This window comes from Shewanella electrica (genome assembly GCF_022321485.1).
GTDB lineage: Bacteria > Pseudomonadota > Gammaproteobacteria > Enterobacterales > Shewanellaceae > Shewanella > Shewanella electrica.
The window spans coordinates 96055-111056 of record NZ_JAKOGG010000002.1 but is presented as its reverse complement, the minus strand read 5'-3'; the positions used below and the strand labels follow the sequence as shown (position 1 = coordinate 111056).

Below are 15002 nucleotides of genomic sequence, written 5' to 3'. Positions count from 1 at the left end.
CCAATGTTAGCCTGATTTTGGAGGTGTAATTCTCCCCCTCATGTTTACCCTTATTGTGATTGTGTTAGTGGCACTGAGCTTCTCGTTTTTATGTAGCGTATTTGAAGCGGTGCTGCTGTCAGTAACCCCGAGTTATATTGCGACCTTACGCCAGCAAAATCCGGCAGCCGCCGACCGACTGGCACAACAAAAAGACAACGTTGAATCGCCTTTAGTTGCCATTCTTACCATCAATACGATTTCTCATACTGTCGGTGCCGCCGTCGCTGGTGCTCAAGCAGCCAAAGTGTTTGGTGATGAGATGCTCGGGGTGTTCTCCGGTGTGCTGACCTTTTTGATCCTGTTTTTTTCCGAAATCATTCCTAAAACCATCGGAGCCAACTACTGGCGTAGCTTAGCGCCGATGGTGTCACTGTTATTATTGTGGATGGAACGCCTGACGCGACCATTGATTTGGATGTCAAACAAGGTCACCCGTTTAATTGGTAAAGGCGACTCGGGCCAGTATGTACGGCAAGAGATCAGCGCCATGGCGGCAATCGGCTTAGAATCTGGCGAGTTAAACAAACAAGAAAGCAAGATTTTAACGCAGATGCTAAAAGCGCGGGACATCTCGGCCCAAGCCATCATGACACCGCGCACCGTGGTATTTTCGCTGCCCGTCGAAATGACGTTGAGCGAATTTGCCGAGCAACATCGCCAACAACCGTTTGCCCGTATTCCAGTCTATGAAGGTGAACATGACAATGTGATCGGCTACGTGAATCGCACCGACATTTTGTTAGAAGCGCCGCAGCAACCGCAGCTAACCATTGGCGAACTGAAGCACAGCTTATTAGTGGTGCCAGAAAGTGCCAAACTGCTGCCGCTGTTTGAAATGATGATCAAACGAAACACGCAGATTGCGATAGTGGTTGATGAATACGGCAGCGGCCTCGGTGTCGTCACGCTAGAAGACATTATCGAATCTCTGCTCGGCCTAGAGATTGTTGACATCAACGACCCCGCCACCGACATGCAGCAACTAGCCCGTAACTTGTGGAAACGCCGCATGAAAGACAAAGGCATTCGCTTGTCTGAAGATGCTGACAACGCTGAGTTACCGCAGCAATAATCCAACACATCATTAAGGGAAGTCACTCGGCTTCCCTTGTTCTCTTGCTGTGCGAGTGTACAATCACTGCTCTAGCGAAGAGGATGTCCATGAATTACCGTTTAACACTCGCCCATATCAACGATACCCATTCCCACTTTGATGCCAGTCTCGTCAGACTCAAAGTCCAACTCGGTCAACATCAGTTTTCCCTTGCTGCACACACGGGAGGCTATTGCCGTATCGCCACGCAAGTGCAACGACTGCGTGAACAAGCTAAGCAACAAGCGCGGGAGATGTTGTTTCTACATGGCGGCGATTGTTTCCACGGCACGCTGTTTTACAGCCATTTTAAAGGCCAAGCCAACGCCCGCGTGCTGGAATATCTGCAACCTGATGCCATGGTGATTGGTAACCATGATGTCGATGATGGTAACGCCACCTTAGCCAACTTTATTAGCAAAGTGAGCTTCCCTGTCATGGCCGCCAATATGGATTTATCCGCCGAAGCAGCAGATAAGGAAGATGCGCTAGCGCCACTGCCTAACCTGCTGCATTTTGATAATGCCAGCGGATTGGGCCAATGCCTGATTAAACCATTTTATGATCGGCAGATAGCGATTATCGGCATCACGCTAGATCAAATGCGCCGCGTGGCACGCCCTGATCCCGACACCGAATTCCAACCCGCATTCGCCACCGTGGCCAACACCATCCAACATCTCAAGCAGCAAGGCATCGATCATATCGTGGTGCTGAGCCACCTCGGCTACGACATGGATCAACGTTTGGCCGAAGAAGTGGCAGGCATCAGCGTGATTGTTGGCGGCCACACCCACACCTTGATGGGCGACTTTAACCAATTTGGCCTGCCGTGCGTGCCCTATGGCGAACGCATTAACGGCGTGCCAGTGCTGCAAGCGGGCAAACACAGTGAAGCTTTGGGCATTGCCGAACTCAGTTTTGATGAACATGGCAAGGTCACCGAACTCAACGGCAGCAGCTGTTTGCTGCTTGACCGTCACTTTATGTTGAGTGGCGATACGCCAGCGACGGAGCAAGATTATCGCGATGCCACCGAGCTGCTGCATCAACACCCCGGCATTTTGTGGGATGAACAAGACGAACAGCTTAAAGCGATTATCGATACCGAATTCCGCCCCGCGCTGAGTTCGATGGAGCAGCAAGTGTTAGCCATGGTGCCACGCACACTGGCACACACTCGCCTGCCCAGCCAACGTTTGCCGCACGGCAGCGAGATTGCGCCCTTGGTCAGCCAAAGCATGTTTTTAGCGGCGCGTGAACAGCTGCAAAAGTTGGATTTTGCTCTGCACAACGCAGGCGGCGTGCGCCAATCGCTCGAACAAGGCCAAGTCACCCTCGGCGATATTATGGGGCGATTGCTGCCATTTGATCTGCCGTTAGTGTGTTATCAAATTCGCGGCGATTATCTGCAACAAGTGCTGGAATCCGCCATCAACGAAGCCACCAATAACAGTGTGATTGGCACTGGCGCGGGCAGTTTTCCGTACACGCACCGCTTGCGTTATTTCTACGACGGCCGTCAGCCACTGGGCGAACGCATCGTCAAACTGGAATTGCTCAAAGATAATGGCCTGTGGCAGTTGGTTGAGTCGAGCGAGCTTTATGTTGGCGTGTCCACTAGCTACACCACCAGCGGTAAAGAGGGATACGACGCGTTGCTATTGGCGGACTGGCAGCAATCTTTGGAACATGTCACCCTGCCCGGCGCATTTATTCGCATGCTGAGCCACGATATTCCGTTAGAACCCGCCATGCCGATGGTCAATTACATCAGCCATCGTAATAGCTAATGGGCAGTAAAATGATGAAAAGCCGCTTTCTTTGTTGAGAAGCGGCTTTTTGCATGAGCGCGTTGGCCGATGACTCAAGAGCCCTACTCAACCACGCTTTTATGCTATTTGATTAAATTAAGGATTGCTTTGAACTCTGGCGCTCGACAATCTTTCACCAATTCATAAAGGCACATCTCTAGACTGGTTAACTCAACCCCAGCGGCTGCCAATTTGCGAATGGCGAGTTCTTTATTTGCTTGCTCTCGGGACGACACACAATCAACCAGCAGATGCAGCTCATAGCCCAGTTGTTGCAACTGGCTCGCGGTTTGATAAACGCAGATATGCGTTTCAATGCCACAAATCAGCCAAGAGGTTTTGCCGGTCGCTTGTATCGCCGCCGTAAAAGCAGGCTCACCGCAACCATCAAAGGTGAACTTGGTGATGGGCTGTTGCTGGCCGAGCAGTGAGCGCAACTCATCGACCGTTCGCCCTAATTTATCTGGATTTTGCTCCAGCCAAACTATCGGTAAGCCCAGCGCTTGCACACCTTTCACTAATTTTGCGCAGTTTGAGATCACCGCATCACTGTGCGATACCAAGCGGGCTAACTTGCCTTGAACATCGATGATAATCAGGCCCGTTGTTTCCTTAGTCAGCATACAGCCTCCCTTGTTAACCTCGTGATGACGCTTTGCTAGCGGCAAAGTTGATTGGCTGTTGGATGATGAAAAGCCGCGTTCTATGTTGAGAAGCGGCTTTTTCATCGTAGCAGTGAACAACGCAATATCAGTTCCAGTACCTTAACCACAATACCTAACGTATCGTCTGCTCACGTTGTAACTCACAGTTAAACAGTTAGTCGTATTACGGTATCTGGTAATTAAAGTCTTCACGTTCCACATTTTCGGGCAACAGACTGGAGTTGACACCAAGTACACCATCTGCGAAACCAGTACAGTCATTATTAACAATAACTTTATCGCTATTGAGCACGATTAACCCTGCATAATCTGTTTTGCTCCACTGGCCCTCACCAATGCTCTCTGCGTTACACATAACATCGTAAACAATGTAACTGTAGTTGCCATTTTGAAACCGTAGTCGACTTATGCCACCGCCAGAACACGCTGCTGAGCTAAAAACTGGAGAATTTAAGCTAAGTTCAACTTTATCTTTAGTGCCATATAAATAGTTGACCGATGCGTTTGGAGTCAGGCAAGCAGACACATTTTTATGGCCAATTTCACAAGAGAAAACTACCTTGTCTTCCACGCCACAAAGCGCCTGCCCAAAGACTGGGAAGCAAGCAGCCAATAAACCTGTTAAACACAATATCGATTTCACCTAAGCCTCTCCGTTATGTTAATGCCGCCTTCCAAGAATTGACGGCGCTGCAATGTGCGGCGCTCGTCCGCGAATCCACTGGCACGGCCGTAATGCAGCAATGCCTTGTTGCGTGTGTTCACGACCAGTGTGCCCCAACCAAACTTAGAAACTCATTATTAGTCACAGGCATACCAGAGGCTGAACCAACGACCACGTTGCCCATGTCGCACCTTGGACAACAGGCCGTTTGATCGTTATCAGTCCAGCGGTGTATCTCGCTCGGAGGAAAGTTTTCTTGGCACATGAAACAACCGCAAACGTCACTATTTAGGACTTCTTCCCGATGACGAGCCGCCCGATCAGATACTTGATACTGATCGAAGCCAAATTCTGCAACTAGGTGCTCTTCTATGCTTTGGTATTTCATATCTCAACTTACACTTAATGCCGTGGTTTGGGGCCGTAACGGACCGCCAGCGGACTCTCAAAATAATTTTTCATTTAATTTCACATCAAATCTAGGGTGATATCGTTGTCTAACGCCAACATAAGTGACAAATATGCGTAGGCTACAGGTCTTGTTGCATGTTTTTGTTATGTGCCTGCGCTCATATATCGCCTTGACCATTAAACATGCCTTCAACTTTCAGTACCAAATCATTACCAAACAACTTTTGTAGGTGAGACTGAATAGCGTTGACCATATCAATAAATTTCGACAATTCAAGAGAACCCTCTTCAAATTGGAGGTAATAATTGTATTCAGAATTTAGATAAAAACCCCATACCGTATCCAAAATTTTTACTTGCCCTTCCCCCTGACCATAATTTAAGCCTACTCCGCTGTAACAATTTGGAACTAACCTAGTCAATTCCTCTAGAGAACTTATATTGATTGCTTGCCCATTCAAGATTTCAGCTTTCACTACCAGATCTCCTTATCATTTACTAACACATAACATTTCACTAGGATTTGAGTAACGAATTTGTTCGATATAGTCGTCACGTACTTTAAGTGTTTCAACCATGCTGCCTAATACCCAATCAATGACCAGCTACACGTAGATTGCCTTATTATGTGATTAACTTGTTTATACATCAGAGTTAATAGAATTACCTTAATAGCACTTCAAGGCGCTGTATGACCCGTTCTACGACTCCGTTCTTGAGCATCATAGAGAATAAACCTTGATGCGTCTTTTCGTGAACTAAGATATCAGTAATAAAGAATGCCAACTGCTTTATATTTAGATTATCTGTTCCGCCAAGCTCCTGAGCCTTTTTTATGTCAGTCTCTTCTTTATCCTGAGAAAAGCGGAACAGATTAGAAAATAGCTCTCTAAGCTCTTCAACACTATCGAGATAACCGTCCCACATAACCGCATCTTCATTCAGATAAATCTGAGAGTTTTTAGTCGGCGGCTCAGGAAATACCTTCCAATATAAGGCCACAATGTTACGAACTTCCTTTTTATCATATGGTTTAACCGACATTTATATTCCTCTGTTCATTCTCTTTTCTCATATAACGCCGCAAACAGCGAAGCGAATCCGCTGCTTCGCCTTGTTAAGCGTAATTTTCCGCGATCATGATTGCCAATGATTGACTCCCTGGCTCTTCGCCCCATTCTTTGAGAAGAAAATCATTGCACGAATCCCAATCAGTTTGAACAAGAGAGACTGAATACTCTTGCTCTTGATAAGTAGCCACACCATTAAATTTTGCGATTACCTGACTAATAAGGTTTAACGCTTTTTGTTGGTCTGAGCTGGGCCGAACAGCAAAAGGAAAAGCTAACGAAATACCATTAAAGTTGTCTTGGGCATCGACCTCTTTGCCATTGCAAAATAAGGTAACGTGAAGCAATGATTCAGATTGCCAGCTCTCGTAGCTAGCTGCGGGGAAATCATAAACATCATAGTGCAGCTCAGCCCCTAGCTCGCGAAACAATCGGTTGGCCTTCCCGGCTTCCATGGTTTTGCACAGGGAAATTATTATTTCTTTTTCTTCATGAAGTTCTCCCCACATAGGGTGCACTCTCCTTGATGCTTAACGCCTTGCTCAGCGGAAAATTTGCCCTTGCTTGAGTGCCTTGTTAGGCATTGACTGCCTCCAGAAGTAAACCTCTAAGTTTGTTTTGAACAGTAGGTTTGTACCTACCTTCATTTTGCTCGAACAAACTTAGCGCCTATTCTGATTTCCCAGCTCTTGCTAACACAAAAGATAATGCAAGCTCGTGAGGAGTATACATTCGATACTTTGATCGCCCATCAGGGATGGCCTTTATCGTAGTAATGCTTCAGTTTATCGAAAGCCGCCAAAAGCTGATTTTCTGCTGAACATGTAGCCCAAAACTCTTTTGCCTTCACTATAGCATGAGGTATTACTTGTGGAGCTTTATCTTTGATAGTGGCTGCTCCTTGATGGTAAGAAAACTCAAGAGTTCGGTCATAAATATCGTAAATAAGATCAGGTTGTGCTGACTTGTTTGTTCTGTGCCATTTTACTGAGCTGCCAGATACATGAGGAACAAAATCAAGAGAAATTGAAATACGTGGAGCTACCATCCCACCTTTCCATAGAAACAACTCAAATATCAATCGAATTGGTTCGTTATGGCACTTAACCCACTTTAAGTTTGAATGGCTTTCAAAACCTTGGTTTTGGAGACACGATTCGACAATCGGAGCAACGATGCTGTGTATTTCTGAATTACTAACTTGCTCAAAGTTCATTTTAAATGCCTAATGACCACAGTTGCGGCTGGTTTGGAGCGCCGCGGAACACTAGTCCGACAACATGCGCTGGTTAAATGGTGGACTAGATAAGTACATATTTACTCTTTATACCCGCCAAAGAATCACTGGCTATTTCAGCCAAGCCAGACCATGACGAATCTGCGCATTTTTTTAGAAAGCTAGTTGTTAATTCAGCAGGCCAAGAATAGCAAGCTGCAGCTATATAGCACCTAGACGTTATCACTTGACCTTCATTCTGATCTCGGTCTACAACTGATTCGACAATTTTCACAATGTCGTCAGAACTAGGGGTATAGCCTGAGAACAGAATTGCGGCACAAGCCCCTGCAAGCAATAGGTCATTCGAGGTATCTAGGATGCTAGTCGTATAATTGAGCTGACCTTCAGACATATCTTCGAGGAGGCATATAGAAAACGCTAAATCCCGATACAACACCGTTGACTTGAACTCTTGTTTCGAAAGCTCTTTCAGGTACGGTAGCGACTTTTTAGTACCTGTTATACCTATCGCTTTTATGACTTCTGATTGTGCCTGCCAAGATTTTGGTTTCTGAATCAACAATGTTAGAGAAGAAAGCAAAAGCGATTCATATCCTTCAATCTTCCCTTTGGAAATTTTAGCAGCAGCTTTCTTGATTTTTGGTGCAGACTTTGATTCTAAATCTTCTTTAAATTCCATAGTTTCCTTGGACCGCTATCGCCGCATTAAGGCGTGACGTCATATGTGCAAAAATTAAGCAAATCGAAACCGGCACGCGTTGCGCGCTCTTAAACGCTTTGTAATGCATCGTTAACGTAAGCCTTTTGACCACCTTGTTTTAACTACACCCCAAAACTCTTTGTGAAACTCACGATAAACATGAGAATTGAGTGTCGCCGTAAATTTTATCCAGCAAGCTGAATTATCATAAGCAAAAGGAACATCCTTAACCGTTAAATGAAACTCAAGAACATTTCCGTTTAATGCGCTTTCGAGCAATGAAGACCCACTAATTGCACAATCAAACATATGATTTCCGAATACATCAGATTTTATCTCCCAACGTACATTCTCTAGATAACCCGACGGAAACTTCCAGCAGCCTTCGAAATTAACCATGGGGTTAAAATGAAGGTTCATTTTATTGTTTCGATTTTCATAAGCGAAAACTGTTGCTGTACTGATATGAACGGTCATTTTTCCTCTTTAACACATAACGCCTTGCTCATCGCTAAATTAGGAGCACAGCGAGTAGTTTATCCGTATACTGCAACTTGTTATATGGCATTTTCCTTTATGCCTGCGTCACGTTCTTTGTTTAGGTAGATGAAGTAACTGAAACCTTGTTTAAATTCATGGGAAATAGTGTATTCGCCATGAATTATCAGCATTTCCATTTCTTCACACACACCTTTTTGTAATTCTTCATAGGTTGGGTAATAAGTAATTTCCCAGTTACCGGGAGATACATAAAATATCTCGTTATCTAGCAAATAACGTTTGTTAGAGCTTTTAGCCGAATATGCACGAATGCCTTTACCACTGCAATTTTCTGTATTTACTAATTTCTGAACCTCTATTTTTACGAGCCCCTCTTCAGGCTGGTATTTAAGGTCGGCACAACCAGCTAGAAATATGAGTGAAATTGTGACAATTAATCGCATAGCTTCCTGCCATCTAACATTCTATTCGTGCGCATACGCATTTATCAGATAAAACCAGTAAAAACGCACAGTTAACTCCTTGTATTGCTAAGAAGTTATCAGCTTTTCGGCCGATATACCACCAACAAAAATGAGCATGCGTGTTTCCCAAAGCTATTATCTCGACCGCAAAATCCTAGTTGTATGATTTTAAAACATTTTCATTCGGTATCACTGGAGAAATGCGCACGAATATCGGCGAAATACCAACCGATGTGGTGATATTTTCAATATTCCTACATGGGAGCCAGTTTTGCTATCGCGATAGATCGCTATGCACCTAAGCCCCAATCCGCATTTTTCAGCCGCTCAACAAACCACGCTAGCGCTTTGCCCTGTTCGCCTTTGCGCCACGCCATATAGAGTGGTAGCTTGCCGCGGGGCTTTTCTACCTGTCGCATGACTAATTCGCCGCTGGCTAACTCATCAGTGATCAGGTGTTTCGGTAAAAAGCCGATACCGATGCCACGCTGTTGCATGCTGATTTTATCGGGCATCGACGATACGCGGATTACCTGCCGACTGGCGAACAAGCCGCTGGAGCGCTGACTTAACGACACCGAACTGTCGGCCACAACGACAGCGGGATAGGCCAATAACGCCGACATGGGGATCACGCCCGCGTCATTTGCTGATAAATCTGTTGCAAACCTTTGTTGTGCCAATGGGTGTTGTGCTGCTACGGCAAAGACAAATTCCACCTGCCCTAGCTCGGCAATCTCATATTGGCCGCGCGGCAGTTCACCAGACACACCAATGGCAATATCTGCCCGTTTGGAATACAGCGCATCCCAGCCACCACCTAATGCCTCTTTACTTACATTGATGGTGACTTGCTTACCCAGATTGGAAAACTCGGCAATAGCGCCAAACAGCGGTGAGTCAGCCAATACCGTATCCAGCGCCAGCGAAATGCTGGTTTCCCAGCCGGTTTCCAACTGGCGCACCGCATCTTCTAACCGCATTGCGGCGGCGAGGATTTCCCTTCCCTCTTGCAGCACCAATTGGCCTGCGGGCGTCAGCGCCGAGCGGGTACCGCGTCGTTCAAATAGTTTGCTGCCGAGATCTTGTTCCAGCTTTTGCACTGTGTAGGTGAGCGCCGAAGGTACCCGATAAAGCGACTCCGCCGCCGCGGCAAAGCTGCCCTTTTTATCTATAGCATCCAGTACCTTAAGTGCATCTAGGTTCAAAATGGCGGACATAAAATCCTCATATTCAAATTATTTGAATTTCAAGTTCAAAATGTTCCGATTTTCAAGCAACAACGTCAAGCCTAAACTTGCTTTCAACGAACGGGATAAAGCATCCCACAGCGAATTAAGTATTATCAAAATCATTGAGGAAAGCATCATGAAAAAGTTCATCCACACCTTAGTTCAAAACAACGCAGGTTACGCCCCACTGTTGCTACGTGTGCCTGTCGGCCTGATTTTAATGGCGCACGGTAGCCAAAAATTGTTTGGTCTGTTCGGCGGCTATGGCTTGGCAGCCACAGGACAGTGGATGGAATCCATCGGTATTACTCCGGGGGAATTGATGGCGTTCCTCGCTGGCTCGGGTGAGTTCTTTGGCGGTCTGTTCTTAGTATTAGGCTTGCTGATCCGCCCTGCCGCCTTAGTCGTCGCCTTTACGATGTTGGTCGCGCTGTTTACCGTGCATATCAATAACGGTTTGTTTATGGCCAACAACGGTTACGAGTACGCGCTGAGCTTAGCGGTAATCGCGGGGTCGCTGATTATCTCTGGCGCAGGCAAAGTTTCACTAGACAACTGGTTAGCCGGTAAATTTTAAGGAGTCACATCATGATCACTATTCGAGCAGCAAATGACCGCGGCCACGCTAACTTTGGTTGGTTGCAAAGCAAACACACTTTCTCTTTCGGACGTTATTATGATCCAGCATTTATGGGCGTATCAGCGCTACGAGTGATTAACGACGATACCGTTGCCCCGAGTGCCGGCTTTGATACCCACGGCCACCGAGACATGGAGATCATCAGTTACGTAACGGAAGGTGTGATCCAACATAAAGACAGTTACGGCCATGAGATGACCCTGCCAGCAGGCGAGTTTCAGCTGATGTCAGCCGGTACAGGCATCATGCACAGTGAGTTTAATGGCTCAGCCAGTGCACCGTTGAAGTTCCTACAGATTTGGATTGAGCCAAACCAAGTGGGCACCAAACCCGGCTATCAACAACGCGAATTTGCGCAAAAAGCCTGGTTAACGGAAGTGGTAACACCGGATGGTCGTGATGACACATTGCAGATCAAACAAGATGCGGTGTTAGCCCGCATGGTACTGGCTAGCGGTGAGCAACAATCACAAACGTTAGATACTGGCCGCACCTACTATGTGCATGTCATCAAAGGTGAGTTGCAGTTGGACGATACCACCTTGACTGCCGGTGATGGTGCCACGGTGGTAGCACAAACACAGGCAAGCTTTAGCGCCAACAGCGATGTAGAAGCATTGTGGTTTGATCTGCCATAAGCCGTTAAATAATGTCACTTTATCTAAAACGCATAGTGCCTCGGCCTATGCGTTTTCTTTTAGCGTCGCCGTTGTTGGCATTAAGTTGTACTGCATCAACATGCCCGGAAACTGCACGCCGCATTTTTCTTGATAGCTGTTATAGCGTTTGATGAAACCACAGCGGCAAAAGATGGTATGAGATTGCAGCGAGGCATCGGTCGTGAGCCGTGGCCATTGCTGCGCCCGCGCCCACTGTATTGCCTGCTCGATTAACGCGGCGGCGATACCGCGCCGTTGGTATTTAGGTGCAACATATAAACAGCTGACGTAGCCGCGATCTTTAAAGCGGGTTTCCACTTGGATAAAACCGATACATTGGCCGGCGTTATCGAGTACCAACCACACAGCAGCAGCTTTGAGGCGCAGTTGCCAAAACTTGGTCGAACGCGGTGCCCGTGACCAAGCATCACATTGCTGTTGACTATAAAAGCCACCTGCTTGCGCCTGAACCGCTTGGTGATAAATCTTGGCTATCTGCGCGGCGTAGTGCCGATGTTGTGTATGTGAATAGTGAATGTAACTGAGCGGCATGGCTCTGCCCTGTAATCAAACCGCAGTAATATTCAAAGTAAAGTCGATGAAAATCAAGCAAAAATAGCGGTGTAAAACGTCTGGTTGTCACTTGATAAACCGCGCTTAACAAGCGCGCATAAAAAAGCAGCCGTTAACCTAAGCCAATGGCTGCTTTTATCAAAACGCGACGCCCTAATTCAGAGTAGGTTTAGTCGCGTTCAATTCCGCTGCGGAGATGGTTGCCCGTACGTCAGCCACTTGTTTAGCGGTCACGACACTAGCGTGGTTGTTCCATGCTTGACGGACAAAGGTAGCAAGCTTGGCAACTTCGTCATCATTCAAACGCCAACCGAATGCCGGCATCGCCAAGGCTTCAGGTGCACCTTTAGTCGACGGCAAACGTGCCCCCGCTAAAATCACATGGATTAAACCACTTGGGTCTTTGGCATTGATCAACGAGTTGCCATCAAGTTGCGGGAACACGCGTGGCGCACCTTCACCATGGGTAAAGTGGCAAGCGCCACAGTTATCCAAGTACATCCGCGCACCGGAGTTAATATCCACCTTAGCGCTATTGAGTTCGGTAGCGGTTTTCTCGGTCGCATCGACGGATAACATGATCGCTTGGCCTTCTCCCGGCAGTGACTTCAGATAATCGGCAATGGCTTCTAAGTCTGATTTAGTGAGATAACTTAAGCTGTGTTCAATCACTGATGTCATCTCACCGCCAACGGCGGTGCGGTCATTACGGCCATTGGCAAGGTAGTCAACAATTTCGGCCTTATCCCAACTCACCAACGGGCCTGTGCCACTACCGGCACGTAAGCTTGGCGCTTCCCAAATGCCAACTTTGCCGCCAGTAAGAAACTCATCATCGGTATCATCATAGGCCTTTTCTTGGTACGCAACGCCACGAGGACTGTGGCAACTGCCGCAGTGTCCCAAGCCTTGCACTAAGTAAGCGCCACGATTGATAAATGGATTTTCAGAATGCGCTTCAAAGCTATCGTCATGGCCGAACACTAAGTCCCACATACCTAACCCCCAGCGCTGGTTAAACGGAAAACTTAAATCGGTTTCTGGCGCCTTTTTATCAACCGCTTTCACCCCTTGCATAAAGTAGGCATACAACGCTTTCACATCGGCATCACTCAACACTGAGTAATCAGGATATGGCATTGCGGGATAAAGATTACTGCCATCGGCACGTTCACCATGCCGCACCGCATCGTCAAACTGTTCCAGCGTGTAGTTACCAATCCCCGCGGTTTTACTTGGGGTAATGTTGGTGGAATAGATAGTGCCAAATGGGCTTTCAATTGGCAGGCCACCGGCAAAAGGTTGACCACCTTTAACGGTATGGCAGGCGATACAGTCACCCGCCCGTGAGAGGTATTCACCTTTGGCGACAGTAGCGTCATCGGCAGCTTGTGCTTGCGCAGCTACCAGCAGCAGCGCTGGCAGCAATAAAGATAGTTTACTGTTCATCAACAACTCCTTACGCCTGAACCAGTGGGCCTGGTTTTTTCAGGTACTGTTCGCGAATAGCCTTGGCAGACCAGTACGCCAACGCGCCCACCAGCATGGTTGGGTTGTACTGTAGGTTTTGTGGGAAGGCACTTGAGCCCAGCACAAACACGTTGTGTACATCCCAGCTTTGCAGGTAACGGTTCAGCACACTGGTTTTGGGATCAGTGCCCATAATCGCCCCGCCCACGTTGTGGGTGGTTTGATAAGGTCGAACATCATATTTGGCACCAAAGTCTTTAAAGGAGGTGTTCAGATGATCGGGCGCCAAGCCTTTTGCCAACGCTTCCACTTTGCCTTTCATAAACTGGGTCATGCGGATGTCGTTGTCTTTCCAATCAAACGTTAACCGCAGCAGTGGTAAGCCGTGATCATCTTTGTAGTTAGGGTCAAGGCTCAGATAACAGTCGCGATAGGACATATTAGAGCCATGCGAGCTGATGCTCATGGAGTGGCCATAATATTCCTTAGTGGCCTTTTTCCAACCTGCACCCCAACTAGGAGAGCCAGTTGGTAATGGCATACTGCGGATAGGTTGACCATTGGTTTGTGCCGCCAGCAGGTAAGAACCGCCAATAAAACCCTCTTTGGCAAAGTCGATCTGGTTGATGGCGTAGTCATCAACTGTGGTGGCATTACTGCCCGCGCCAATAAACGGATTAAAGAATTTATCTTTAAAGAACAGCGTTGCCCCGCCCATAGTTTGGTAAGCATAGTTGCGGCCAACAGTACCGGTGTTGGACACAGGATCATAAGGCTGACCAATGCCGGATAGTAGCAACAACCGCACGTTGTTATAGGCAAAGGTACCTACGATCACTAACTTGGCTGGCTGGAATACCTCTTCGCCTTGTTCGTCAATGTAAGTCACGCCTTTGGCGGTTTTCTTATCATCAGCCAATTCAACTTTCAGCACTTCACTATTCGCACGGTAAGAGAAGTTTTTATGTTGTTTCAACGCCCCCAAAATACAGGTTTGTGGCGAGGCTTTAGAGAAGTTCAAACAACCGAAACGTTCACAAAACCCACAGAAGTTACATGGGCCTAACTGCATACCATATGGATTGGTATAAGCAGCAGAGGCATTAGATGAAGGCAGTGGAAATGGATGTAACCCGTTGGCTTTGGCTATTTGGGTAAACAGATCATCATTTAAGGTACGTTTGAGCGGTGGCAATGGATATTCATTACTGCGAGGCCCCTCAAATGGGTTGCCACCTTCGTGGATTTTGCCATTCACATTGCCCGCTTGACCAGATACGCCCAACACTTTATCGAAGAAATCAAAGTGAGGTTCTAACTCAGCGTAGGACACACCATAATCTTGGATAGTCATATCCTTAGGAATAATGTCTTTGCCGAAGGTGTTTTCCACGTAACTACGCAGCTCTAACTCTTCTGGCATTGGTCGCCAAGTGTGACCGTTCCAGTGCGTGCCTGCACCGCCGACACCATCCCCCGGTAAGAATGAGCCGAGGTGACGATAAGGCACCGCCGTTTCTACTAAGCTATGACGCACAGTGATGGTGCTTTTGGCAGGTTTTGCCATCAATTTGTAGCGCACACCATAAGTCAGCTCATCGGCCATCTTAGGGTAAGCAAAATCGGGCACAGTATCGCGGTCTTCACCACGTTCTAACGCCAATACACTTAAACCTTCTTGTGCTAACTCCATACCCATGATGGAGTTGGTCCAGCCGAGGCCGACAAGTACGACGTCTACTGGTTTCTCTTGTCTAGCCATGA

At 47.2% G+C, this 15002-nt stretch carries 17 protein-coding genes; 4 read left to right on the top strand and 13 right to left on the bottom strand.

Annotated features, from left to right (window positions below; translation table 11 throughout):
- Positions 1 to 40 precede the first annotated feature (40 nt).
- The gene (locus L9G74_RS03095) at positions 41 to 1114 is read left to right on the top strand and encodes a CNNM domain-containing protein (RefSeq protein ID WP_238894819.1); all 1074 of its coding nucleotides are present in this window, start codon (positions 41 to 43) and stop codon (positions 1112 to 1114) included.
- A gap of 83 nt (positions 1115 to 1197) precedes the next feature.
- On the top strand, positions 1198 to 2928 hold the full coding sequence (locus tag L9G74_RS03090) for a bifunctional metallophosphatase/5'-nucleotidase (RefSeq protein WP_238894818.1): 1731 nt from the start codon (positions 1198 to 1200) through the stop codon (positions 2926 to 2928).
- Between the two features lie 104 nt (positions 2929 to 3032).
- Here the strand turns inward: L9G74_RS03090 and L9G74_RS03085 are convergent, their stop codons facing one another.
- From L9G74_RS03085 to L9G74_RS03040, 10 genes are all read right to left on the bottom strand, one after another.
- Positions 3033 to 3572 (bottom strand): hydrolase, encoded by a 540-nt coding sequence (locus L9G74_RS03085; RefSeq protein ID WP_238894817.1) that lies wholly within the window; start codon positions 3570 to 3572, stop codon positions 3033 to 3035.
- 205 nt (positions 3573 to 3777) lie between these two features.
- The gene (locus L9G74_RS03080) at positions 3778 to 4257 is read right to left on the bottom strand and encodes a hypothetical protein (RefSeq protein WP_238894816.1); all 480 of its coding nucleotides are present in this window, start codon (positions 4255 to 4257) and stop codon (positions 3778 to 3780) included.
- Between the two features lie 590 nt (positions 4258 to 4847).
- Positions 4848 to 5165 carry a hypothetical protein gene (locus L9G74_RS03075; RefSeq protein WP_238894815.1) on the bottom strand — a complete coding sequence of 106 codons (318 nt, stop codon included), beginning with the start codon at positions 5163 to 5165 and terminating at the stop codon, positions 4848 to 4850.
- A 187-nt stretch (positions 5166 to 5352) separates the two neighbouring features.
- Positions 5353 to 5733: a hypothetical protein gene (locus L9G74_RS03070; protein WP_238894814.1), complete on the bottom strand. Its 381-nt coding sequence runs from the start codon at positions 5731 to 5733 to the stop codon at positions 5353 to 5355.
- Positions 5734 to 5806: 73 nt separating this feature from the next.
- A complete protein-coding gene (locus L9G74_RS03065; RefSeq protein WP_238894813.1) occupies positions 5807 to 6268 on the bottom strand; it encodes a hypothetical protein in 462 nt (153 codons plus the stop codon).
- 242 nt (positions 6269 to 6510) lie between these two features.
- Complete coding sequence (locus L9G74_RS03060) at positions 6511 to 6975, bottom strand: hypothetical protein (RefSeq protein WP_238894812.1); 465 nt, start codon at positions 6973 to 6975, stop codon at positions 6511 to 6513.
- 85 nt (positions 6976 to 7060) lie between these two features.
- Positions 7061 to 7678 (bottom strand): hypothetical protein, encoded by a 618-nt coding sequence (locus tag L9G74_RS03055; RefSeq protein ID WP_238894811.1) that lies wholly within the window; start codon positions 7676 to 7678, stop codon positions 7061 to 7063.
- Between the two features lie 111 nt (positions 7679 to 7789).
- A complete protein-coding gene (locus L9G74_RS03050; protein WP_238894810.1) occupies positions 7790 to 8176 on the bottom strand; it encodes a hypothetical protein in 387 nt (128 codons plus the stop codon).
- A gap of 80 nt (positions 8177 to 8256) precedes the next feature.
- On the bottom strand, positions 8257 to 8643 hold the full coding sequence (locus L9G74_RS03045) for a hypothetical protein (protein ID WP_238894809.1): 387 nt from the start codon (positions 8641 to 8643) through the stop codon (positions 8257 to 8259).
- Between the two features lie 311 nt (positions 8644 to 8954).
- Positions 8955 to 9884 carry a LysR family transcriptional regulator gene (locus tag L9G74_RS03040; protein WP_238894808.1) on the bottom strand — a complete coding sequence of 310 codons (930 nt, stop codon included), beginning with the start codon at positions 9882 to 9884 and terminating at the stop codon, positions 8955 to 8957.
- Positions 9885 to 10032: 148 nt separating this feature from the next.
- Here L9G74_RS03040 and L9G74_RS03035 point away from each other — a divergent pair, with 148 nt between their 5' ends.
- Positions 10033 to 10473, top strand: a complete 441-nt coding sequence (locus tag L9G74_RS03035) for a DoxX family protein (RefSeq protein WP_238894807.1) — start codon at positions 10033 to 10035, stop codon at positions 10471 to 10473.
- 11 nt (positions 10474 to 10484) lie between these two features.
- Entirely contained in the window at positions 10485 to 11174 is a 690-nt protein-coding gene (locus tag L9G74_RS03030) for a pirin family protein (protein WP_238894806.1), read from the top strand.
- A gap of 45 nt (positions 11175 to 11219) precedes the next feature.
- Here the strand turns inward: L9G74_RS03030 and L9G74_RS03025 are convergent, their stop codons facing one another.
- From L9G74_RS03025 to L9G74_RS03015, 3 genes are all read right to left on the bottom strand, one after another.
- Positions 11220 to 11747, bottom strand: a complete 528-nt coding sequence (locus tag L9G74_RS03025) for a GNAT family N-acetyltransferase (protein WP_238894805.1) — start codon at positions 11745 to 11747, stop codon at positions 11220 to 11222.
- Positions 11748 to 11921: 174 nt separating this feature from the next.
- Positions 11922 to 13217 carry a c-type cytochrome gene (locus tag L9G74_RS03020; protein ID WP_238894804.1) on the bottom strand — a complete coding sequence of 432 codons (1296 nt, stop codon included), beginning with the start codon at positions 13215 to 13217 and terminating at the stop codon, positions 11922 to 11924.
- A gap of 10 nt (positions 13218 to 13227) precedes the next feature.
- Positions 13228 to 15000 carry a GMC family oxidoreductase gene (locus tag L9G74_RS03015; RefSeq protein ID WP_238894803.1) on the bottom strand — a complete coding sequence of 591 codons (1773 nt, stop codon included), beginning with the start codon at positions 14998 to 15000 and terminating at the stop codon, positions 13228 to 13230.
- Positions 15001 to 15002 lie beyond the last annotated feature (2 nt).